A 21,760-nucleotide genomic window follows, 5' to 3' on the forward strand; every position below is an offset into this window, starting at 1 on the left:
CGAGCATTGGTGCGCGGAGACGAGAGCGGCCCCGGAGGGATGCCCCGGGGCCGTTTTCGTTGTTGCGGCTGGTGTTACTGATCCGCGTCGCGGCGGTGGCGGCCGTGGGGGGAGGACGTGGAGTCCTCCGACGGCGCCGCCTCGCCGCGATGCTTACCGGAGGCCTGCTGCTCCGAGCCGTCCGTACGCGCTTCCGACATGGTGGAACTCACCCCGTATTGATCGCTGTTGTCGTGCGGCCGCGAGTCTAGCCAGCGGCTTTGCGGTCGGCGAGGGGAGCCTGCTGGAGCGGTACGGGGCGGCAGACGCGCGGTTCGACCCTGACCGCGACCGGCTCCGGGTCCGGCGGGACCGTGAGCCCTGCGAGGCCGCAGGACGTGTCCTGCGTAGCGTACGGCAGTCGCAGCACGCCCTCCGGCGTCCAGACGCCCGAGCCGGCCATCCATCCCGTCGGCGCGGCCAGGTGGTGCATCCGCCGGCCGGTCGGCTGCCACATGCCGACCCAGCTCCCGGCCGCCGCGTCGATCCGCAGCGCGACCGAGCAGCTCTCCGGAAGGAGCACCTGCCCCGGCTGTACGGCGAAGGGGGTCACCGCCGCGTCGTCGAGCCGCAGGCACTCCGGGAAGCGGATCGGCAGCAGGCTGCCAAGGACGCCCCAGCCGAGCCGCTCGTGGCCCGGGGAGGGGGCGTCGGAGCGGATCAGGAGCAGTCCGCTGTCCGGGTCGGCCAGGAGCAGCCGGTCGTGGCTCTCCTCGGTGATCTGGAGCAGCGGCGTCACCTCGCCCCCGCGCTCCAGGTCGACCGCGACCGCCTTCACCGGGCCGCCGTCCAGGCACCGGTCGAGGGCCAGCATCCGTCCCGTACGGTCCAGCCAGACGCCGCCCGTGCAGCGGCCCTTGACCTCCGCGACCTGCTCGGGGCCGAACGCGCCGCCCGCCACCAGCCAGATCGTGGTGGTGTCCGCGCCGACGCACATCGCGTAGCCGCAGATGCCGTCAGGGGAGGGCGGCAGGAGGACGAGATCCTCGGCCTCGACGGCGCCCAGGGGGAGTTGGCCGGTCCCCGGGCCCGTCGGATAGAGCAGGCAGAACGTGTGCCGCTGTCCGTCCACCCGGCGGCCGATGAGCACCCGCCCGTCCGCGAGCGGCAGCAGCTGGGTGTGGGCTTCCTCGGGCTGGTCGAGCGGGAGCGGTACGGCGTACGGCTCCGGTCCGTCCAGGGTCCACCGCTCCGCGTACAGGGCGTCCCCGGTGCCGGCGAGCCGCGCCGCGTACGCGCCGTTCGCCGTGATCGTGAAGCGCGCCGGCCGCACCGCGCCGCGGTCGTCCGTCGTTGTCTCGATGGCACAGGCTGTCATCGACTCGTCACCTCCGGCCACCGAAGCTAGTTTTCGCACTTCCTGCCGAACAACACGAGACCGGTCACTTCACACATAAGGGTGGCCGTGAATCGATTCTGCTGAGGGGAGGGGGCCGGGTGTGCTGGAGAGATGAGTGGTACGTAAGGTAAGGCGATCCTAAGTGGAGCCTGTGACTCCGGGTGTGGGCCCGCCCCGCGCCGGCCGCGCACCGGCTTCCGCGCCGCACCGCCCTCGTATCCGTACAGGAGTCACCCCATGTCCCTCCGCCGCCGCGGCACCGCCGCAGCCGTAGCCCTCGCCGCCGCGCTCTCCCTCGCGGCCTGCGGAGGCGGCGCCGACGCACCGGCCGCCACCTCGGAAAAGAAGGACGGCGCCGCCAAGAAGGACGTCGCGACGGGCGGCAAGGACTTCGGCGACGCGGCGGCCAAGACCGCGGCCATGGGGACCGACGCCAAGCCCGGCCAGTTCCCGCGCACGCTCACCCACGCGCTGGGCAAGACGGAGATCACGGCCGCCCCGAAGCGGGTCGTCGTCCTCGACGTCGGCGAGCTCGACAACGTCGTCTCGCTCGGGATCAAGCCCGTCGGCTACGCCCCCGCCGAGGGGGACGATGGCATTCCCACGTATCTGCAGAAGGACGCGGGCGCCCCCAAATCCGTCGGAACGATCAACAACCTCAACCTCGAAGCGATCGCCAACCTGGAGCCCGATCTGATCCTCGGCAGCCAGCTGCGCGCCGCGGACAAGTACGACGAGCTCTCGAAGATCGCCCCCACCGTCTTCTCCATCCGCCCCGGCTTCACCTGGAAGGAGAACTACCTCCTCAACGCGGCGGCCCTGGACAAGACCGCCGACGCGAAGGCGAAGCTCGCGACGTACGAGACGAAGGCCAAGCAGCTCGGTACGGACATCGGCCCCAACAAGCCGTCCGTGTCCATGGTCCGGTACCTCCCGGGCAAGATCCGGCTCTACGCCAAGGCGTCCTTCATCGGCACGATCCTTGAGGACACCGGCCTGCCCCGGCCCAAGAACCAGCAGGTCGACGAGCTCGCCGCGGAGATCAGCCCCGAGAAGATCGACCAGGCCGACGCCGACTGGATCTTCACCGGCGTCTACGGCGATCCGAAGGCCACCAAGCGCGACACCGCCCAGGGCAACCCGCTGTGGAAGAACCTGAAGGCGGTCAAGGCCGGTCAGGCCAAGGACGTCCCGGACGAGACCTGGTACCTGGGCCTCGGCGTGACCGCGGCGAACAGCGTCCTGGACGACCTGCGCGCGGACCTGGTCAAGAAGTAGACGGAGCGGACGACCGGCCCTCGTGGAGAAGTAGACGACGTGGATGACCGGCCCTCGTGAAGAAGTAGACGGAGCGGACGACCGGCGGAGAGCGGTGCTTTCCGCGGTTGTCCACAGGCAGGACGGCGGGGCGTGGGGGCCAGGTAGCCTTTCCCTCGTGTCTCGTCCCCGTCTGTCCGAAGTCATCGCCGCGCTCGACGCCCTCTGGCCGCCCGAGCGGGCCGAGCAGTGGGACGCCGTCGGCACGGTCTGCGGCGATCCCGACGCCGAGATCGGCCGCGTCCTCTTCGCGGTCGACCCCGTCCAGGAGATCGCGGACGAGGCGATCGCGCTCGGCGCCGACCTGATCGTCACGCACCACCCGCTCTATCTGCGCGGTACGACGACGGTCGCGGCCTACCACTTCAAGGGCCGCGTCGTGCACACCCTGATCAAGCACGACATCGCCCTGCACGTCGCGCACACCAACGCCGACACCGCGGACCCCGGCGTCTCCGACGCCCTCGCCGGCGCCCTCGACCTGCGCATCACCGGCCCCCTGGTCCCCGAGAACAACCTCGGCAGGATCTGCGAGCTGGACCACCCCGAGACGCTGGCCGAGTTCGCGGCCCGCGCCGCGAAGCGGCTGCCCGCCACCGCGCAGGGCATCCGGGTCGCCGGCGACCCGGGGATGACCGTGCGCCGGGTCGCCGTCAGCGGCGGCTCAGGCGACAGCCTCTTCGACGCCGTACGGGCCTCGGGCGTGGACGCCTTCCTCACCGCCGACCTGCGCCACCACCCGGTGTCCGAGGCCACCCAACACGCGCCGATCGGCCTGGTCGACGCCGCCCACTGGGCCACCGAATGGCCCTGGTGCGAGCAGGCGGCCGCCCAGCTCGACGAGATTTCCGACCGCCACGCATGGGACCTGCGCGTCCACGTCTCGAAGACGGTCACCGACCCCTGGTCCTCCCATCACACCTCCCCTGGAGCCCCCAACTGAACGCCGCGCCCGCCGACCAGATCCGACTCCTCGACGTCCAGTCCCTCGACGTCCGTCTCCAGCAGCTCGCCCACAAGCGCAAGTCCCTTCCCGAGCACGCCGAGATCGAGTCGCTGACCAAGGACGTCACCCAGCTGCGCGACCTGCTCGTCGCCGCGCAGACCGAGGAGAGCGACTGCGCCCGCGAGCAGACCAAGGCCGAGCAGGACGTCGACCAGGTGCGCCAGCGCGCCGTCCGAGACCAGCAGCGCCTCGACTCGGGCGCAGTCTCCTCCCCGAAGGACCTGGAGAGCCTCCAGCGCGAGATCACCTCGCTCGCCAAGCGCCAGGGCGACCTGGAGGACATCGTCCTCGAGGTCATGGAGCGCCGTGAGTCCGCCACCGAGCGGGTCGCGGAGCTGACCGAGCGGTCCTCCGCCGTCCAGGCCAAGACCGACGACGCGACCGCCCGCCGCGACGCGGCGCAGGGCGCGCTCGACAGCGAGGCCGCCTCGGTCGGCAAGGAGCGCGAGCTGGTGGCCGGCACCGTCCCCGCGGACCTGATGAAGCTCTACGAGAAGCTGCGCGAGCAGCAGGGCGGCGTCGGCGCGGCCCGGCTGTACCAGCGCAAGTGCGAGGGCTGCCACATCGAGCTGAACATCACCGAGCTGAACGATGTCCGCGCGGCCGCGGCGGACACGGTGGTGCGCTGCGAGAACTGCCGCCGGATCCTGGTCCGCACGTCGGAGTCCGGCCTGTAATGACGGCCAGGAGCGGAGGGGCCGGGGTCGGCGAGGTCGTCGTCGAGGCCGACGGAGGCTCCCGGGGCAACCCGGGCCCCGCCGGCTACGGCGCCGTGGTCCTGGACCCGGTCAGCGGCGAGACGCTCGCCGAGCGGGCCGAGTACATCGGCGTCGCGACGAACAACGTGGCCGAGTACAAGGGCCTGGTGGCCGGCCTCAAGGCGGTGCGCGAGCTGTTCCCGGACGCCAAGGTGCACGTCCGGATGGACTCCAAGCTGGTCGTCGAGCAGATGTCGGGCCGCTGGAAGATCAAGCACCCGGACATGAAGCCGCTGGCGGCGGAGGCGGCCCGGATCTTCCCGGCGAGCCAGGTCCGCTACGAGTGGATCCCGCGCGAGAAGAACAAGCACGCGGACCGGCTCGCGAACGAGGCGATGGACGCGGGCAAGCGCGGCAAGCAGTGGGAGCCGTCGGCGTCCACGGCCGCCCTTGACACGTCGGCGGCCCGCAACGCGGCGTCCGCTGCCCCGGCGGGCCCACCGGGAGACGCGACGGCGGGCGCGGCCCGCGCGAGGGCGGCGATTGCGGGCTCGGGTAGTGGCACTGCTACCCGTACGGGCTCAGGTGAGGGACTCGCTGCGGTCCGTTCCGACGAGGGGCTCTTCCCTGCCGACGAGACCGTCGCGGCGCAGGCCCGTGCCGCCCTGGCGGCGGCCGGGGCGGCGGAGCGCGCGTCCGCGTCGAGCGGCGACTTCGAGGCCGAGGCCTCGGTGCAGGCTTCCGCACCCACTACCGCCTCTCCCGGCTGGGGGTCCGCCGACATGGGGGCGCCGGCCACGTTCGTCCTGCTGCGGCACGGGGAGACGGCGCTCACGCCCGAGAAGCGGTTCTCCGGGAGCGGGGGCACCGACCCCGAGCTGTCCGCCGCCGGGCTGCGGCAGGCCGACGCCGTCGCCACCGCGCTCGCCGCGCGCGGCACGATCCAGGAGATCGTCAGCTCGCCCCTGAAGCGGTGCCGCCAGACCGCCGAGGCGGTCGCCGCCCGCCTGGGACTCGACGTACGCATCGAGGAAGGGCTGCGCGAGACCGACTTCGGCGCCTGGGAGGGCCTGACCTTCGCCGAGGTGCGCGAGCGGTACGCCGAGGACCTCGACGCCTGGCTCGCCTCGCCCAAGGCCGCCCCGACCGGCGGCGGCGAGAGCTTCGCGACGGTCGCCCGCCGCGTCTCGGCGACCAGAGATCGGCTGACCGCCGCGTACGCGGGCCGTACGGTCCTGCTCGTCACGCACGTCACGCCCATCAAGACCCTGGTCCGGCTGGCCCTCGGCGCCCCGCCGGAGTCGCTGTTCCGGATGGAGCTGTCGGCGGCCTCGCTGTCGGCGGTCGCGTACTACGCGGACGGCAACGCGTCGGTACGGCTTCTGAACGACACCAGCCACCTGCGGTGATCAGGAAGGGGCGGGCCACGGAAATCGATGGCCCGCCCCTTCCTCCCGTAGCACCATCGTCGCCATGACGTGGCACATCACCGAGGACGCCGAAGCCTTCCGGGCCGCGGCCGTGGACCACTTCGCGGCCGACCCCGCCCGCAACACCGTCCTGCTGACCGTCAGCGAAGGCGCCCGCAGACGGCCCCTCGAATCCGGCCGGTACGGCTGGTGGGCCGAGCCGGACGGCCGGGTCACCGGCGCATTCCTGTTCACCCTGCGCCACGAGCCGGCGCTCGGGCCGATGCCCGCCGTGGCCGCGCGCGCCCTCGCCCATGTCCTGCCGGACGCGGCCGAGTTGACGGGCGTACGGGGCGAGGAGGAGACGGCGGAGGCGTTCGCGCGGGAGCTGTGCCGGGTGTCGGGCCGGACGTGGGCGACCGCGCGCCGGATGCGGCTGCACCGCCTTGGCGACCTCACGCCACCGGACCCGGCGCCGCCGGGCCGGGCGAGGGTGGCGGGTGCGGCGGACATCCCCCTCGCGGTGGAGTGGATGCGGCAGTTCGCGCGCGACATCGGGGAGGAAGCCGACGTCGACTTCACCCCGAACATCGAGCCCCGCGTCGCCGAGGGCCGCCTCCACCTCTGGCAGACGGACGAAGCCGGACCGGTCTCGATGGCGAGCGTCTCGCGCATCGTCGCGGGCCAGGCCCGGGTCTCACCGGTCTTCACCCCGGCCGAGCAGCGCGGTCGCGGCTACGCGGCCGCCGTCACCACGGCGGTCACCCGAGCCGCCCTGGACGCGGGCGCGGCCCAGGTCCTCCTCTTCACGGACGTGGCCAACCCGACCAGCAACGCGCTGTACCGACGGCTGGGGTACCGCCCCGTGATCGACCACGTGGGCCTGACGATCACCTGACGACCAGGAGCCCTGAAACGCTCCTGACGACCGGTCAGCGGGCGCGCAGCCCCGCCGCCTCGCGCGCCAGGGTCTCCACCCGCGCCCAGTCGCGGGCCGCGAGGGCGTCGGCGGGGAGCATCCACGTGCCGCCAACGCAGCCGACGTTGGGCAGGGACAGGTACGACGGGGCCGAGGTCAGGGAGACGCCGCCGGTCGGGCAGAAGCGGGCCTGGGGGAGGGGGCCCGAGAGGGACTTCAGGTACGGGACGCCGCCCGCCGCCTCGGCCGGGAAGAACTTCATCTCGCTCACCCCGCGTTCGAGGAGGGCCACGACCTCCGAGGTGGTCGAGACGCCCGGCAGGAACGGGACGCCGGAGGTCTTCATGGCGTCCAGCAGGCCGTCCGTCCAGCCGGGGCTCACCAGGAAACGGGCGCCCGCGCCGACCGCGTCCGCGACGCCCGCCGGTGTGATGACGGTGCCCGCGCCGACGACGGCGTCCGGGACCTCGGCGGCGATCGCCCGGATCGCGTCGAGCGCGGCGGGCGTCCGCAGGGTCACCTCGATCGCGGGCAGACCGCCCGCGACGAGCGCCCGGGCCAGCGGTACGGCGTCGGCGGCGTCCTCGATCACCACGACCGGGACGACGGGGGCGAGGTCGAGAACGGAGGCGGAGGCGGAGGGCAGCGCGGAGGTCATGGCGCCCATCCTGCCCGGCCGCGACAACCTCCGCAACGAGCGTTGCGCAGGGCGCAACACCCCTGCCCTCCCGTCCCCTAGTGGATCTCGTCCACCAGCACGTCCAGCGCCCCCGCCTTCCCCTCCTCCACCACGTACTTCAGGTCCCGCAGCGCCTCCACCAGCTGCGCCGGGTCCTTCGGGGCCGCGCCCGCCTCCAGGAGGCTGCGGACGATCCGGCCCTTCGTCGCCTTGTTGAAGTGGCTGACCACCTTCCGCGTCGGCGCGTGCAGGACCCGTACCGTCGCCGTCCGGGCAGCCACCTCGCCCTTCGGCTTCCACGCCGACACGTACGCCGAGGACCGCAGGTCCAGGACGAGCCCGTCCCCGGCCGCCTCCGGCATGACCGTCGCCATCGCGTGCCGCCAGTGCGCGACCAGCGCGCCGAGCCCCGGCAGCTTCACGCCCATCGAGCAGCGGTACGACGGGATCCGGTCGTCCACCCGGACCGCGCCCCACAGCCCCGAGAACACCAGGAGCGAATTCCGTGCCCGCTTCCGGGCCGCCGGGTCGAGCGTGGCCAGGCCCAGCGCGTCGTACAGCACGCCCGTGTAGATCTCACCGGCAGGACGGGCACCGGCCGTCCGCAGCTCCGTGTTCTTGGCGACCTCGCCGCGCAGCCCCTCGCTCAGCCCGAGTACCTCGCGGGCCTTCTCCTCGTCGGCGACGCACAGCTCGACCAGCTCGTCCAGGACCGCCGCCCGTGCCCCGGCCAGTCCCGGCAGCGACAGGGACTCCGGCTTGAGCGGCGCCCCCCGCCCCGACGCGGCCTTACCCTCCGACGGCGGCAACAGCACGAGCACGGTGGTTCTCCTTCGTACGACCGGGGCTGGGGGTGCGGCCCCAGGACGTTCAGCCTACAAAGTGCCGGGCCCCGCCCCGCGCCATACGCTCGGTCCATGCCCCGCCGCCACCTTCACGTGACCGGCGCAGCCGAGGCTCCGCTGCGGGCCGCCCTGCGCGCACTCCGTACCGAGCTCGCGATCCCCGACACCTTCCCGCCGGACGTCCTCGCCGAGGCCGAGGCGGCGGCCAAGGCGCCCAGCCTTCCCGGGCACGACGCCACCGACATCCCGTTCTTCACGATCGACCCGCCCACCTCCACGGACCTCGACCAGGCCATGCACCTCGCCCGCCGCGCCGACGGCGGCTACCGCGTGCACTACGCCATCGCCGACGTCGCCGCCTTCGTCGCGCCCGGCTCCGCCCTCGACGCCGAGGCCCACCGCCGCGTCCTCACCCTCTACTTCCCCGACGGCAAGGTGCCCCTCCACCCCACCGTCCTCTCCGAAGGCGCCGCGAGCCTCCTCCCCGGCGAACCCCGCCCCGCCCTCCTCTGGCGGATCGACCTGGACGCGGAGGGCCGCCGCGTCGCCACCGACGTGCGCCGCGCGCTCGTCCGCAGCCGCGCCAAGCTCGACTACGCGGGCGTGCAGCGGCAGATCGACTCCGGTACGGCCGAGGAACCGCTCGCCCTCCTCCGGGACATCGGGCGGCTCCGCGAGGCCCTCGAAGGCGAACGCGGCGGGATCTCCCTCAACGTGCCCGAGCAGGAGATCGTCGAGCAGGACCACACGTACGCGCTCGACTACCGCGCCCCGCTGCCCGCCGACGGCTGGAACGCCCAGATCTCCCTCCTGACCGGCATGGCCGCCGCCGACCTCATGACCGCCGCCGGCACCGGCATCCTGCGCACCCTCCCCACCGCGCCCGTCGGCGAGGTCGCCCGGCTGCGCCGCTCCGCGCACGCCCTCGGCGTCGACTGGCCGCACCACGTCTCGTACGCCGACGTCGTCCGCGCCGCCGACCCCACCGACCCGCGCCAGGCCGCCTTCCTGCAGGAGTGCACGACGCTGCTGCGCGGCGCCGGCTACTCCGTCTTCACCGACGGCAGCGTCCCCACGCCCGCCGTCCACGCGGCCGTCGCCGACGAGTACACGCACTGCACCGCGCCGCTGCGCCGGCTCGTCGACCGGTACGCGGGCGAGCTGTGCGTCTCCGCCGTGGCGGGCGAGGAGCCGCCGGAGTGGGTACGGGCCGCGCTCCCCGCCCTCCCCGACGAGATGGCGGCCGGCTCGCGGCGCGCGAACACCATCGAGCGCGAGTCCGTCGACATCGTCGAGGCGGCGCTGCTCGCCGGGCGGATCGGCGAGGTCTTCGACGCGTACGTGATCGATGTGAAGGAGCGCGAACCGGCCGTCGGGACCGTCCATCTGGACGATCCCGCGGTCGTCGCCCGGATCGAGGGCGGCACGGCCGCGCTGCCGCTCGGGGAGTGGCTGCGGGTCCGGCTCACACACGCCGACCCGGGAGCGGCGAAGGTGCTGTTCGCGCCCGCGTGACGGTGCTCAGCTCCCGGTGGAGCGCCCGGGCGTCGTCGGCGTGACAGCGCACGATCCGTACCGGCCGGGTCCCGCCGAAGAACCTGGGCGCGTCGAAGGGCTCGGTCAGCTCGATGGTGACGGAGGTCTGCGAGGCGACGGCGAGGTTCAGCTCGCCCTCCTTCTTCTTGTCGTGGGTGAAGACCAGCTCGTGCCGTACGGAGGCGATCCGGTCGAGCGGGATGCGGAGGTCGACGTGCGCGGCCTGCCGCAGGTGGAGCGTGTCGGCGGTGAGGACGTGCGGGTGGACGACGGAGGCGCCGTGAAGCCCGAGGACGAACAGGACCGTGTACACGTCCAGGACGAGCACGATCGCGTGGACGACGGGCCAGTCGGCCAGCAGGTACGACATGCCGACGGTCTCGACGAGGCAGACGAAGGCGAAGCCGTACATCAGGGCCGCCTGGTCGCGGGCGTGCCCGAACGCCTGGTCACCGGGGCGTACGCCGACGCGCCGCCGGCCCACCCACAGGGCGAGGCTCGTCATCAGGCGCAGCTCGTGCCCGATGATCCGGAGCACGGGCTCGGGCACCAGCTCGCCGAGGGCCCGGCGGGCGGAGCCCTCGCGTCGCCAGAGCCGCAGGAAGACGCCGGCGCCGATGACGAACAGCACCAGGCCGACCAGCTCGGCGGCGGCGAGGGCGGCCGGGGGTATCCGTACCCCCGATACGAGCAGGACGAGGAGGACGACCTCGGCGGGGAGGAAGACGTAGGCGACGGCGCGCATGAGGCGGATGAGGGTGTTCATCGGTTCCGCTCCCGGAGCAGGTGGAAGGCGTGGTGGAGGGCGGCGGTCTGGGCGGGGGAGAAGTCGCCGAAGAAGGCTTCGGTGATCGGCCCCCGCGGCATGCCCTGCTCGCCGATGTCCGCGACGAGCGAGTCCGGCAGGACGTCGGCGAGGGCCTGCCCGGCCTCCGCCACGCGCGGGTCGTCGGCCGCGGCGTGGGCGAGTGCGTCGAGCCGCACGTACACGTCGTGGGCGCGGGCGACGGCGTCGGGGTCCTCGGTGATGGAGCGCATCGCGCCGATGAGCCGCGAGCGGTCCTCGTCCGGGGCGACGGTGTCGAGCAGGGCGAGGATCTCCCGGTCCTTGGCGGCCATCGGGGACTCCGGGACCTCGCCGAGGCCCGAGAACAGCCCGGCCAGCTCCGGGGAGACGGGCCCCTCGGCGGTCAGCCGACCGGCCCGCGCCTCCCCGAGCAGCTCGGTGAGCCGCTCCCGGCGCGCCCGGATCACGGCCTCCTGCCGCCCGAGGTCGGCGTCGAGCTCCTCCAGCACCTCCACGAGCTCGCGCCCCTCGTCGTCGGCGAGCACGTCCCGCACCTCGTCGAGCCCGAGCCCGAGCTCGGCGAGGCGCCGGATCCGGGCGAGCAGGACGGCGTCCCGGATGCCGTACTCGCGGTAGCCGTTGGCCCGCCGTACGGGCTCGGGCAGCAGTCCGAGGTGGTGGTAGTGCCGCACGGCCCGCGGGGTGACCCCGACGAGGGCGGCGATCTCGCCGATTCGCATGAGCCCAGTACAAACCCTGACGCTGCGACAAGGTCAAGCGGCCGCGGGTCCCTGCGGGTCAGCGGGCGGGACGCGGGTCCCTGCGGGTCAAGCGGACGCGACGCGGGTCCGTGCGGGTCAAGCGGGCGAGACGCGGGTCCCTGCGGGTCAAGCGGGCGGGACGCGCCGGGTAGCATGGTCGGCACGGCAGACGAGCCGGGCGGGCGGCCGCGTGGGGATCCTCGGATCCTCCCGAGGAACGTCCGGGCTCCACAGGGCAGGGTGGTGGCTAACGGCCACCCGGGGTGACCCGCGGGACAGTGCCACAGAAAGCAGACCGCCGGGGACCTCGGTCCTCGGTAAGGGTGAAACGGTGGTGTAAGAGACCACCAGCGCCTGAGGCGACTCAGGCGGCTAGGTAAACCCCACCCGGAGCAAGGTCAAGAGGGGTCGTCCTCGGACGACTCTGCGCGAACGACCGAGGGCTGCCCGCCCGAGTTCGCGGGTAGACCGCACGAGGCCGGCGGCAACGCCGGCCCTAGATGGATGGCCGTCACCCCGACGACCGCGAGGTCCCGGGGAACAGAACCCGGCGTACAGCCCGACTCGTCTGCCGCTCTCCAGCCTCTGGCCAGGAAATACAGGTCAGAGGCCTTTTCTTCGCGAACTGGCGGGCCCGGCGCCCGGCCCCGCTCACTTGATGGTCGTGTCGCCCAGTGCCTCCATCACCTGGCGCAGGCCCCCCGCGGTCTGTTCGACCACGGCGCGGTCCACGTCGGCGAGCAGTCGCGCGTAGTTCGCCAGGTGGTCGGCGAAGGCGGCCCTGGTGACCTCGTGGCCGTGTTCGGTGAGGCGGATCTTGATGGTGCGCCGGTCCTCTGCGTCCCGTACGCGCTCGACCAGGCCCTTGGCCTCCATCTTGTCGATGCGGTTGGTGATCGCACCCGAGGTCACCATGGATGCCTTGACGAAGGCCCCGGCGGTGAGGGTGTAAGGCGGCCCGGAGCGCTGCAGCGTGGTGAGCACGTCGAACTCGCCGTGCTCCACGCCGTGCGCGGCGGCCGCCGCGCTGACTGACTTGTCGACCACCCGGGCCAGCCGCTGGATCCGGGCGAAGAGCTGCACCGGCCAGAGGTCCTCCACCACGTCGGGGCGCTCCTCGGCCCACTGGCCGACGATCGCGTCCACCGCATCGCTCATGAACGTCACTCCACTCAATGGACATCTTCTCAACGTTAAGACACTTGACGTTGAAGGAGTTGGGCTGCTTTTATTTCAACGTTGAGATTATCAAGACTGAACGGCAGGAGCACCCCATGTCCCAGCTCGCTCTCCACGTCACCGCCCAGGACCTCCTCTTCCGTGAGGCCCGCACCGCCAACACCTTCACCGCCGAGCCGGTGACCGATGGTCAGGTGCAGGCGATCTACGACCTCGTCAAGTACGCCCCGACCGCCTTCAACCAGTCGCCGCTGCGGGTGGTCCTGGTCCGCTCCGACGAGGCCCGCGCGCGGCTCGTCGACCTCATGGCCGAGGGGAACGGGCGCAAGACCGCGGCCGCGCCGCTGGTCGCGATCCTCGCCGCCGACAACGAGTTCCACGAGGAACTCCCCGCGCTGCTCCCGCACTTCCCGCAGGCCAAGGACCTCTTCTTCGCCGACCGCCCGGTCCGCGAGGAGTCCGCGCTGCTCAACGCGACCCTCCAGGCGGCGTACTTCATCCTCGGCGTGCGCGCGGCCGGCCTCGCCGCGGGGCCGATGACCGGCTTCGACTTCCCGGGCGTACGGAAGGAGTTCCTGGACGACGACCACACGCCCCTGATGGTCGTGAACATCGGCCGCCCCGGAGCGGACGCCTGGTACCCGCGCTCGCCGCGGCTCTCCTACGACGAGGTCGTCACTACGGTCTGAGCGCCGTCCCCGAGGCCTCCGCGCCCCCGGCTTCCTGTCGATTCCCCTCGTACTCCGCGCCGACCCCGTCACCTTCCCGGAGCCTGTCATGACTCTGCCAGCCATCCCTCGCCCCGCCGCACAGGTGTCGGCTCCCACACCGCCTTCGCGCCCCGTCCCGGCCGCATGGCTGGCGTTGCTGGCCGCACCCGTCGCCGCCGGCGCCAACAGCCCGGTCCTGATCCTGCCCGACATGGCCGGCTCGCTCGGCATCTCCACGGCCACTGCGACCTGGCTCGTCACGGTCTTCGCCTGGGCCATGGCCGTCGGCACCCCGCTGATGGCGGGTCTGCTGCGGCGCCGCGGCCTGGGCGACACGCTCCGGCTGAGCGCGGCCCTGATCGTGGCCGGTACCGCGGTCGTCGCCGTGGCGCCCTGGCTGCCGCTGGCCATGGCGGGCCGGGCGGCCCAGGCGGTGGGCGGCGCGGGCCTGGTCACCGCGGCCATGAGCCTGGCGGGCTCGGTCCGCCGGATGGGGGTGATCACGGCGGGCTTCGGGACGCTGGGCGCGGTCGGGCCGCTGCTCGGCTCGACGATCGCGAGTACGGCCTCCTGGCGGGTGTCCCTCGCCGTCGGGGCGATCGCCCTCCTGGCCCTGCCGGCGGTCATGCGCCGCGCCGACCTGTCCGCGCCCCCGCGGACCACCCCCTTCGACGGCCGGGGCGCCGCCCTGCTGGTCCTGACGGCGACGGCCCTGGTCCTCATCCCGCGCCACCCGCTCCCGGCGGTGGCCGCCTCGCTGATCGCGGCCGCGCTCCTCGCCCGGCACATCCGGTCCCACCCCACGGGCTTCGTCCCCGCGGAGCTGCTGCGCACCCGGGCCTTCGTCCTCTCCGCCCTGCTCGCCTGCGCCTTCGCGACCTCGTACTTCACGCTGCTCTTCACGGTCCCGCAGCTGCTGCGCGACCGTACCGACTGGTCGACCTCGACCATCGGCAGCGGCCAGCTCGTCGCCCTCCTCGTGGGCTCCGTGCTCTCCATGGTCCTTGCCGCGGCCGCGGCCCGGCTCGGCCGCCCGCGGGTCCTGACGATCCTGCTCACGGTCGGAGCGCTGGCTCCGCTCGCCGCCGTCCTGACCCCCTGGGCGCCGCTGCTCCTGCCGGTCGCGACGCTGGCCGTCCTCGCGACGAGCGCGGGCCAGGCCGTACTCGCGGTCTACGCCACCCAGTCCGTGCCGACCCCCCAGCGCCCCACGGCGATCGGCCTGTTCAGCCTCTGCTACCAGCTGGGCGGCGCCTTCGGCCCGGCCATCGCGGCCCTGATCACACTGGGCGGCTGACCTCCCCGCCGGGGGAATGGCCGGTACCGCCGGTCACCGGGGCGCGAAACGCGGTCTTGCTGTCAGAAGAGCGGCATCGTCTCGTCGGGCGTGGGGGACGCCGCGTCCCTCGCAACCAGCTCCAGCTGCCAGGCCGTCGCGTGGGCGAGGGGGAGGTGGGTGGCCGAACCGGTGCACAGGAGCAAGGACTTGCGTTCCTGTTTGTGGTCGACGACCGCGCCGTGGCCCAGTCTCTTCGTGGGCATCAGGGCGACGGTGCGGCCGCAGACGGGGCAGGCGGCTCGGGGCATCGGCATGGGCATGCGCCCAAGGATGGCGTACGGGACTGACAATGCCCTGGCCCCCGGGGCGTACGGGACTGACAATGCCCCCGGCCCCCGGGGCGTACGGGACTGACAACGCCCCGGCCCCTGGCCGTACGGGACCGACAACGCCGGCCCGGAGGAAGCGTCAGTCCTCCAGCGAGCGGGCCGCCACCCTGCGGACATGGCCCGCGAAGACCTCCGGTGCGTCCGGGGTCAGGGTGCGCAGGGCCACCATCGCCGTGATGATCACGTCGCACAGCTCCGACTCGACGTCCTGCCAGGTGTGGGTAGTGCCCTTGCGCGGGTTCTGGCCCGTCGCGCCGATCACCGCCTCCGCCACCTCGCCGACCTCCTCCGAGAGCTTCAGGACGCGCAGCAGGACGTCCTGTTCGGGCGGGAGGGTGTGGTGGGCCGAGATCCAGGAGGCCAGGCGGGTGATCGTCGTCCAGGGGTCGTCCGTGAGGTCGGTCATGGGACCGAAGCCTGCCAGCTCCGCCAGGTGGCCGAGTCCCCGTACCGGCGCGCGTCACACCTCCGGCCCGGGTCCGTGGCGGGCGGGGGTGGGCGGTGTACCCGTAGGTCCATGACGATTCCTGTCGACAAGATCAGCGACCCCGCCGTGCGTGCCTTCGTCGCCGCCCTCAACGCCAACGACCAGCAGGCATTCCAGGCGGCTCTCACGCCTGACGCCACCATGTCCGACGACGGCTCCGACCGGGACATCGCCGAGTGGACCGAGAAGGAGATCTTCTCCTCGAACGGCCACATGGCCGTCGAGTCGCAGAAGGACGAAGGGCGCACCCTCGTCGCCAACTACCGCAACGACACCTGGGGCGAGATGCGGACCGCCTGGCGGTTCGACGTCGTCGGCGGGAAGGTCGCGCGGTTCGAGACCGGGCAGGCCTGAGCCGCCGTTGGGTGGGGGGTGGGGGCGGGAGCCCCTACCCCCGTCCGATGTACGGCATGTTCGTCGCCATCACCGTCGCGAACTGCACGTTCGCCTCCAGCGGCAGAGCCGCCATGTGCACGACCGTCGCCGCCACGTCCGCCGCGTCCATCACCGGTTCCGGCGCCAGCTGCCCGTTCGCCTGCAGGATGCCCGTCTGCATCCGCGCCGTCATGTCCGTCGCCGCGTTCCCGATGTCGATCTGACCGCAGGCGATCCGGTACGGGCGGCCGTCCAGCGACAGGGACTTCGTCAGGCCGGTCATCGCGTGCTTCGTCGCCGTGTACGCGATCGAGTGCGGGCGCGGTACGTGCGCCGAGATCGAGCCGTTGTTGATGATCCGGCCGCCCTGCGGTGACTGGTCCTTCATCGTCCGGAAGGCCGCCTGCGCGCACAGGAACGCGCCCGTCAGGTTGACGTCCACGACCGAGCGCCAGGTCTCGTAGGCCAGCTCCTCCACCGGGGTCCCGCCGCCCGCGAACGTGCCCGCGTTGTTGAACAGCAGGTCGACCCGGCCCCACCTCTCCCGTACCGAGTCGAAGAGCGCCGCCACCGCCTCCGGCGATGTCACGTCCGTCGGGACGCACACGACGTCCGAGGAGGGTGACAGCGCCGCCGTCTGCTCCAGGGGCTCCCGCCTGCGGCCCGCAAGCGCCACCTGCCAGCCCGCGCCGGCCAGGGCAAGGGCCACACCCCGGCCGATGCCCGAACCCGCTCCCGTCACCACCGCGACCCGCGACTCAGTGCTCATGGGCGCGCAGCGTACGGGAGATCGGTGCACAGGGAACTCATCCGTCCGACACGCGGATGTTCTGTACGCGACAACCCACGGTCGTCCCGCGCCACTCCAATGCCTCACGGACAACATCCGTCAGGGGAGGGGCACATGACGTACGCACACATACCCGCAGCCGACAGGTCCGCCCACACCGACGAACTCCGCGCCGCCGCCCGGCACTTCGAGGGCGCCACCCGCCGCCGATTCCTCACCGCCACCGGCGCGGCCGCCGCGCTCGCCTTCGCCGTCCAGCTGCCGGCCGCCGGCGCCGCGAGCGCCGCCCAGCTGAACCCGCGCCGGATCACCGAGAACCCGTTCACCCTGGGGGTCGCGTCCGGCGACCCGCTCCCCGGCTCCGTGCTCCTGTGGACCCGGCTCGCGCCGCGCCCCTTCGAGCCCGACGCCGGACTGCCCCGCACCCGGGTCGCCGTCCGCTGGGAGCTCGCCCACGACGAGCGCTTCACCCGTGTCGTACGGCGGGGCGGCGTCACCGCGCACCCCGAGTTCCAGCACAGCGTCCACGTCCCCGTCGACCACCTCGACACGGACCGCGTGTACTACTACCGGTTCCTCGTCGGCGACTGGACCAGCCCCGTCGGCCGTACCCGTACCGCACCCGCCCCCGGTGCCCGAATAACCGGGCTCAAGATCGCCGCCGTCTCCTGCCAGGCGTACCACGACGGCTACTTCACCGCCTACCGGCACCTCGCCCAGGAAGACGTCGACCTCGTCCTCCACCTCGGCGACTACCTCTACGAGTACGCCGTCAACGCCACCGGCGGCGCCCGCGCCTACACCGACCGCCGGCTCCCCACCGTCTTCAACCGGGAGACGATCACCCTGGAGGACTACCGGCTGCGGTACGCCCTCTACAAGTCGGACCCCGACCTCATGGCCGCCCACGCCGCGCACCCCTTCGCCGTCACCTGGGACGACCACGAGACCGAGAACAACTACGCGGGCGGCACCCCCGAGAACGACGTGCCACCGGAGGAGTTCCTGCTCCGCCGCGCCGCCGCCTACCGCGCCTACTGGGAGAACCAGCCGCTCCGCAGGCCCCAGCAGCCCGAGGGGGCCGACATGCGGCTCTACCGGCGGCTCCGCTTCGGGCGGCTCGCCCAGTTCGACATCCTGGACACCCGCCAGTACCGCTCCGACCAGGCGTACGGCGACGGCTGGCGGGTCCCCGGGCCCGAGTCCGAGGACCCGAGCCGCACCATGACCGGCGCCACGCAGGAACGCTGGCTGCTCGACGGCTGGCGCGCCTCGCGCGCGCTCTGGAACGTCGTCCCGCAGCAGGTCGTCTTCGCCGAGCGGCGCGACGTGCCGACCGACGCCTTCAAGCTCTCCATGGACTCCTGGGACGGCTACCCGGCCTCCCGGCAGCGGATCCTGGACGGCGCGACGGCGGCCGGCGTCGAGAACCTGATGGTGCTCACCGGCGACGTCCACGTCGGCTACGGCCTCGACATCAAGGCCGACCACCGCGACCCCGCCTCCCGCACCCTCGGCACCGAGATCGTCGCCACCTCGATCGCCAGCGGCAAGGACGGCGCCGACCGGCCCGCCAACTACGACAACCTCACCGCCGCCAACCCGCACCTGAAGTTCTACAACGGGCGGCGCGGCTACGTGACGGTCGCGCTCGGGCAGGACAGCGCCCGCGCCGACTTCCGTACGGTCTCGGCCGTGACGACCCCGGGCGCCCCGGTCACCACGGCCGCGTCCTATGTCACGGAGGCGGGGAATCCAGGGCTCAAGCCCGCATAGCGAGTTCCTGCGGGTAGCGGACGCCGACGCGGGCCCGTACCGCGTCGAGCGTCCGCATCACCGCCAGCGAACCGTCCAGCGGTACGAGCGGGGACTCCGTCAGGCCCTCGCGCAGGCAGCGCATGACCTCCTCCGCCTCCGGGCGGAGGGACTGCCGGTCGGCGTCGCCCTCGAGCACGAACTCCTCCGGCTCCCGGCCGTGCCGCCGCAGCGTGAAGCGGTCCGGGAAGAAGAAGCCGTGCGGGAGATCGATCCGGCCCGCCGAGCCCGTCACGGACGCCGTCATCGGGGTGTCCGCCACCACCGAGCACGACAGCAGGGCCGAGGCCCCGGACGACCAGCCGAGGAGCATCCCCGTGTTCAGGTCCACGCCCTCGGGCGAAAGGAGCGCGTGCGCCTGGACCGTGTCGGGCTCGCCGAGCAGCAGCTGTGCGAAGGAGACCGGGTAGACGCCGAGGTCCAGGAGCGCCCCGCCGCCGACCGCCGGGTCCCGCAGCCGGTGGTCGGGGGCGAACGGGCCGGCCAGGCCGAAGTCCGCCTGGACGGTCCTGACCTCGCCGATCGCCCCGTCCCGGACCAGCTCCGCGAGGCGCCGGATCAGCGGGTTGCAGTACATCCACATGGCCTCCATCAGGAAGAGGCCACGGTCCCGGGCGAGCGCGACCAACTCCTCCGCCTCGCGCGCGTTCAGGGTGAGAGCCTTCTCGCAGAGGACCGCCTTGCCCGCCGCCAGGGCGAGCCCGGCGGCCTCCCGGTGCGCGTGGTGCGGGGTCGCGACGTACACCACGTCGACGTCCGGGTCGGCGGCGAGCGCGGCCCACTCCCCGTACGCCTTCGGTATCCCGAACCGGTCCGCGAAGGCCCGCGCCGACGCCTCCGTACGGGAGGCCACGGCCACCACCTCCGCGCCGCCCGTCGCGCGCAGTTCGTCGGCGAACTTCGCCGCGATCCCGCCCGTCGCGAGCACGCCCCACCGCACGGTCTTCCGCATGTGCCACCCCAGAAAGGTCTCGACCTGTCCCGTCGAGCTGAGAGCATAGGGAAAGTTTCAACGAAATGGAGCAGTCGATGCAGGAGAGCGGCCAGCCCACGAAACAGGGATCGCCCACCCACATATCCGCCGGTCCCGCCGCCCCCGCCCGGCGCGCGAGCCTGCTCGTCACGCTCGTCCTCGGCGGTCTCACCGCCCTCCCGCCGCTCTCCATGGACATGTACCTGCCGGCGCTGCCGGAGGTCACCGAGATGCTCCGCTCGCCCGCCGCGACCGTCCAGCTGACCCTGACCGCCTGCCTCGCCGGCATGGCGCTCGGCCAGCTCGTCGTCGGCCCGATGAGCGACAAGTGGGGACGCCGCCGCCCGCTGCTCATCGGCATGCTCGTGTACGTCGCCGCCACCGCGGTCTGCGCCTTCGCGCCCACCGTCGAGCTGCTCATCGGCTTCCGGCTGCTGCAGGGCCTGGCGGGCGCCGCCGGCATCGTCATCGCCCGTGCCGTCGTCCGCGACCTGTACGACGGCGTCGAGATGGCCCGGTTCTTCTCCACCCTGATGCTGATCTCCGGCGTCGCCCCGATCATCGCCCCGCTCATCGGCGGCCAGATCCTGCGGATCACCGACTGGCGGGGCGTCTTCCACGTCCTCGCCGTCATCGGCGTCCTGCTGACCCTGGTGGTCTGGAAGTGGCTGGCCGAGACGCTGCCGCCCGAGCGGCGCCACGAGGGCGGCGTGGGCGCGGCCCTGCGCACCATGCGCGGGCTCCTCGCGGACCGGGTCTTCACCGGCTACGTGCTGGCCGGCGGCCTCGGCTTCGCCGCGCTCTTCGCGTACATCAGCGCCTCGCCGTTCGTGGTCCAGGAGATCTACGGCGCCTCGCCGCAGACCTTCAGCCTGCTCTTCGGCCTCAACTCGATCGGTCTCGTCGCGGTCGGCCAGATCAACGGCAAGCTGCTCGTCGGCCGGGTCAGCATGGACAAGACGCTGGGCTGGGGCCTCGGCGTGATCGTGCTCGCCGCGGCGGCGCTGCTCGTCATGACGACCGGGGTCTTCGGGAAGCCCTCGCTCGCCGCCGTGGCCGCCGGCCTGTTCGTCCTGATGTCGGCGATGGGTCTCGTCCTGCCCAACACCAACGCGCAGGCGCTGATGCGCACCCCGCACGCGGCGGGCTCGGCCTCCGCGCTCCTCGGCACCTCGTCGTTCCTCATCGGCGCGATCGCGTCCCCGCTCGTCGGCATCGCGGGGGAGGCGACGGCCGTGCCGATGGCCGTCGTCCAGCTGGTCTGCGCGGCCGGGGCGCTCGCCTGCTTCCTGGGGCTCTGCCGGCCCTGGCGGTCCCAGCCGACCGCCTAAAATGTGGAGGTGAACGCCTCCACCTCCCTCACTTCCGGTGAAGCCTCCGGCGATGTCTCCGGCGACGCGCTGCGTGCCGCGCTCGCCGGGCTCCTCGGCGGGCTGCCGCCGCGCCAGGCGACCCAGGCCGTCGACCGGCTGATCGCCAACTACCGGGGGACCACCCCGACCGACGCCCCGGTCCTTCGCGACCGTTCCGACGTCGCCGCGTACGCCGCGTACCGGATGCCGGCGACGTTCGAGGCGGTACGGGCGTGCCTCGACGCCCTGCGGGGCGCGGCGCCCGCGTGGGAGCCGGCCACGCACACCGACGTCGGCGGCGGCACCGGCGCGGCGAGCTGGGCGGTCGCGGAGGCCTGGGGCGGCGCCCCGCGCACCACCGTGCTCGACTGGGCGGAGCCCGCCCTCGCCCTCGGCAGGGAACTGGCCGGCGGGGTCTTCGACGCCGAGTGGCGGCGGGCACGGATCGGCGGCGCCCTGCGGCTCGACGCCACCGACCTGGTGACCGTCTCGTACGTACTGAAGGAGCTGACCGAGGCCGACCGGACGGCGCTCGTGACCGAGGCCGCGCGGGTCGCGCAGGCGGTCGTGATCGTCGAGCCGGGCACGCCCGACGGCTACGAACGGATCATCGCCGCGCGCTCCCTCCTCGTGGAGGCGGGCTTCACCGTCGCCGCGCCGTGCCCGCACAGCGGGGCCTGCCCGATCGAGCCGGGCAAGGACTGGTGCCACTTCGCGGCCCGGGTCAGCAGGTCCTCGCTGCACCGGCAGGTGAAGGGCGGTTCGCTGCCGTACGAGGACGAGAAGTTCGCCTACGTGGCGGCGACCCGGTTCCCCGTCGCCCCGGTGGCCTCGCGGGTGACCCGGAAGCCGCAGCTCCGCAAGGGCCAGGTCCTGCTCGACCTCTGCGGCCCCGAGGAGACCGGGCTGACCCGCGAGACGGTCACGAAGCGCCACGGGACGCTGTACAAGGCGGCCAGGGACACCGAGTGGGGGGGGGCCCCGGCCCCCCCCCCCGCGCCGGGGGCGGGGGGGGCGGGGGCGGCCCGCGCGGGCGGTCGGCAGGGCCCCGGGGCGGGACCAAGACAGCGCCCCCC

General features: G+C 73.1%; 22 protein-coding genes and 1 other RNA gene. 13 read left to right on the forward strand and 10 right to left on the reverse strand.

The features are described from left to right. Window positions 1-247: 247 nt before the first annotated feature. On the reverse strand, window positions 248-1,357 hold the full coding sequence (locus ACFWRO_RS26840; RefSeq protein ID WP_384514038.1) for a hypothetical protein: 1,110 nt from the start codon (window positions 1,355-1,357) through the stop codon (window positions 248-250). A gap of 258 nt (window positions 1,358-1,615) precedes the next feature. On the opposite strand from ACFWRO_RS26840, the gene ACFWRO_RS26845 reads away from it, so the two are divergent. From ACFWRO_RS26845 to ACFWRO_RS26865, 5 genes are all read left to right on the forward strand, one after another. After that, window positions 1,616-2,656: an ABC transporter substrate-binding protein gene (locus ACFWRO_RS26845; protein WP_384514040.1), complete on the forward strand. Its 1,041-nt coding sequence runs from the start codon at window positions 1,616-1,618 to the stop codon at window positions 2,654-2,656. A gap of 157 nt (window positions 2,657-2,813) precedes the next feature. Beyond that, entirely contained in the window at window positions 2,814-3,638 is an 825-nt protein-coding gene (locus tag ACFWRO_RS26850; RefSeq protein ID WP_384514042.1) for a Nif3-like dinuclear metal center hexameric protein, read from the forward strand. Continuing rightward, window positions 3,635-4,378 carry a zinc ribbon domain-containing protein gene (locus tag ACFWRO_RS26855; RefSeq protein WP_384514106.1) on the forward strand — a complete coding sequence of 248 codons (744 nt, stop codon included), beginning with the start codon at window positions 3,635-3,637 and terminating at the stop codon, window positions 4,376-4,378. Before ACFWRO_RS26850 ends, ACFWRO_RS26855 begins: the two co-directional genes overlap by 4 nt. Continuing rightward, window positions 4,378-5,808, forward strand: a complete 1,431-nt coding sequence (locus ACFWRO_RS26860; protein WP_384514044.1) for a bifunctional RNase H/acid phosphatase — start codon at window positions 4,378-4,380, stop codon at window positions 5,806-5,808. The genes ACFWRO_RS26855 and ACFWRO_RS26860 overlap by 1 nt, the downstream gene beginning before the upstream one ends. A 64-nt stretch (window positions 5,809-5,872) precedes the next feature. After that, window positions 5,873-6,706: a GNAT family N-acetyltransferase gene (locus ACFWRO_RS26865; RefSeq protein WP_384514046.1), complete on the forward strand. Its 834-nt coding sequence runs from the start codon at window positions 5,873-5,875 to the stop codon at window positions 6,704-6,706. 34 nt (window positions 6,707-6,740) lie between these two features. On the opposite strand, the gene ACFWRO_RS26870 is transcribed toward ACFWRO_RS26865, so the two are convergent. Further along, complete coding sequence (locus ACFWRO_RS26870; RefSeq protein ID WP_384514047.1) at window positions 6,741-7,385, reverse strand: bifunctional 4-hydroxy-2-oxoglutarate aldolase/2-dehydro-3-deoxy-phosphogluconate aldolase; 645 nt, start codon at window positions 7,383-7,385, stop codon at window positions 6,741-6,743. 77 nt (window positions 7,386-7,462) lie between these two features. Beyond that, window positions 7,463-8,227 carry a peroxide stress protein YaaA gene (gene yaaA, locus ACFWRO_RS26875; protein ID WP_384514049.1) on the reverse strand — a complete coding sequence of 255 codons (765 nt, stop codon included), beginning with the start codon at window positions 8,225-8,227 and terminating at the stop codon, window positions 7,463-7,465. A 96-nt stretch (window positions 8,228-8,323) separates the two neighbouring features. Here yaaA and ACFWRO_RS26880 point away from each other — a divergent pair, with 96 nt between their 5' ends. Continuing rightward, window positions 8,324-9,766 carry an RNB domain-containing ribonuclease gene (locus ACFWRO_RS26880; RefSeq protein ID WP_384514051.1) on the forward strand — a complete coding sequence of 481 codons (1,443 nt, stop codon included), beginning with the start codon at window positions 8,324-8,326 and terminating at the stop codon, window positions 9,764-9,766. On the opposite strand, the gene ACFWRO_RS26885 is transcribed toward ACFWRO_RS26880, so the two are convergent. Further along, a complete protein-coding gene (locus tag ACFWRO_RS26885; RefSeq protein ID WP_384514052.1) occupies window positions 9,717-10,553 on the reverse strand; it encodes a hypothetical protein in 837 nt (278 codons plus the stop codon). The two genes, ACFWRO_RS26880 and ACFWRO_RS26885, sit on opposite strands and share 50 nt — an antisense overlap. Further along, window positions 10,550-11,314 carry a MerR family transcriptional regulator gene (locus tag ACFWRO_RS26890; RefSeq protein WP_384514054.1) on the reverse strand — a complete coding sequence of 255 codons (765 nt, stop codon included), beginning with the start codon at window positions 11,312-11,314 and terminating at the stop codon, window positions 10,550-10,552. The genes ACFWRO_RS26885 and ACFWRO_RS26890 overlap by 4 nt, the downstream gene beginning before the upstream one ends. A gap of 191 nt (window positions 11,315-11,505) precedes the next feature. On the opposite strand from ACFWRO_RS26890, the gene rnpB reads away from it, so the two are divergent. After that, window positions 11,506-11,906: RNase P RNA component class A (gene rnpB / locus ACFWRO_RS26895), an RNA gene on the forward strand. 80 nt (window positions 11,907-11,986) lie between these two features. Here the strand turns inward: rnpB and ACFWRO_RS26900 are convergent. Next, window positions 11,987-12,493, reverse strand: coding sequence for a MarR family winged helix-turn-helix transcriptional regulator (locus tag ACFWRO_RS26900; RefSeq protein WP_384514055.1), 507 nt, complete (start codon window positions 12,491-12,493; stop codon window positions 11,987-11,989). Window positions 12,494-12,609: 116 nt separating this feature from the next. Between ACFWRO_RS26900 and ACFWRO_RS26905 the strand changes: the two genes are divergently transcribed. Further along, a complete protein-coding gene (locus tag ACFWRO_RS26905; RefSeq protein ID WP_384514056.1) occupies window positions 12,610-13,203 on the forward strand; it encodes a malonic semialdehyde reductase in 594 nt (197 codons plus the stop codon). 88 nt (window positions 13,204-13,291) lie between these two features. Beyond that, window positions 13,292-14,521: an MFS transporter gene (locus ACFWRO_RS26910; RefSeq protein ID WP_384514058.1), complete on the forward strand. Its 1,230-nt coding sequence runs from the start codon at window positions 13,292-13,294 to the stop codon at window positions 14,519-14,521. Between the two features lie 62 nt (window positions 14,522-14,583). Here the strand turns inward: ACFWRO_RS26910 and ACFWRO_RS26915 are convergent, their stop codons facing one another. Continuing rightward, complete coding sequence (locus ACFWRO_RS26915; protein WP_384514060.1) at window positions 14,584-14,766, reverse strand: hypothetical protein; 183 nt, start codon at window positions 14,764-14,766, stop codon at window positions 14,584-14,586. 205 nt (window positions 14,767-14,971) lie between these two features. Continuing rightward, the gene (locus ACFWRO_RS26920) at window positions 14,972-15,298 is read right to left on the reverse strand and encodes a MazG-like family protein (RefSeq protein ID WP_384514061.1); all 327 of its coding nucleotides are present in this window, start codon (window positions 15,296-15,298) and stop codon (window positions 14,972-14,974) included. Window positions 15,299-15,409: 111 nt separating this feature from the next. Here ACFWRO_RS26920 and ACFWRO_RS26925 point away from each other — a divergent pair, with 111 nt between their 5' ends. Further along, entirely contained in the window at window positions 15,410-15,733 is a 324-nt protein-coding gene (locus ACFWRO_RS26925; protein ID WP_384514063.1) for a nuclear transport factor 2 family protein, read from the forward strand. 34 nt (window positions 15,734-15,767) lie between these two features. Here ACFWRO_RS26925 and ACFWRO_RS26930 read toward each other — a convergent pair whose 3' ends face one another. Next, window positions 15,768-16,523: an SDR family oxidoreductase gene (locus ACFWRO_RS26930; protein WP_384514065.1), complete on the reverse strand. Its 756-nt coding sequence runs from the start codon at window positions 16,521-16,523 to the stop codon at window positions 15,768-15,770. A gap of 135 nt (window positions 16,524-16,658) precedes the next feature. On the opposite strand from ACFWRO_RS26930, the gene ACFWRO_RS26935 reads away from it, so the two are divergent. Continuing rightward, the gene (locus ACFWRO_RS26935; RefSeq protein WP_384514067.1) at window positions 16,659-18,320 is read left to right on the forward strand and encodes an alkaline phosphatase D family protein; all 1,662 of its coding nucleotides are present in this window, start codon (window positions 16,659-16,661) and stop codon (window positions 18,318-18,320) included. Here the strand turns inward: ACFWRO_RS26935 and ACFWRO_RS26940 are convergent. Beyond that, entirely contained in the window at window positions 18,307-19,311 is a 1,005-nt protein-coding gene (locus ACFWRO_RS26940) for a Gfo/Idh/MocA family protein (RefSeq protein WP_384514069.1), read from the reverse strand. The genes ACFWRO_RS26935 and ACFWRO_RS26940 overlap by 14 nt on opposite strands. 77 nt (window positions 19,312-19,388) lie before the next feature. On the opposite strand from ACFWRO_RS26940, the gene ACFWRO_RS26945 reads away from it, so the two are divergent. Then, a complete protein-coding gene (locus ACFWRO_RS26945; protein ID WP_384514070.1) occupies window positions 19,389-20,663 on the forward strand; it encodes a Bcr/CflA family multidrug efflux MFS transporter in 1,275 nt (424 codons plus the stop codon). 9 nt (window positions 20,664-20,672) lie between these two features. Next, the coding region (locus tag ACFWRO_RS26950; protein WP_384514072.1) for a small ribosomal subunit Rsm22 family protein at window positions 20,673-21,760 on the forward strand (1,088 nt) is incomplete at its 3' end.

The organism is Streptomyces sp. NPDC058579, assembly GCF_042718575.1.
Taxonomy (GTDB): Bacteria; Actinomycetota; Actinomycetes; order Streptomycetales; family Streptomycetaceae; genus Streptomyces.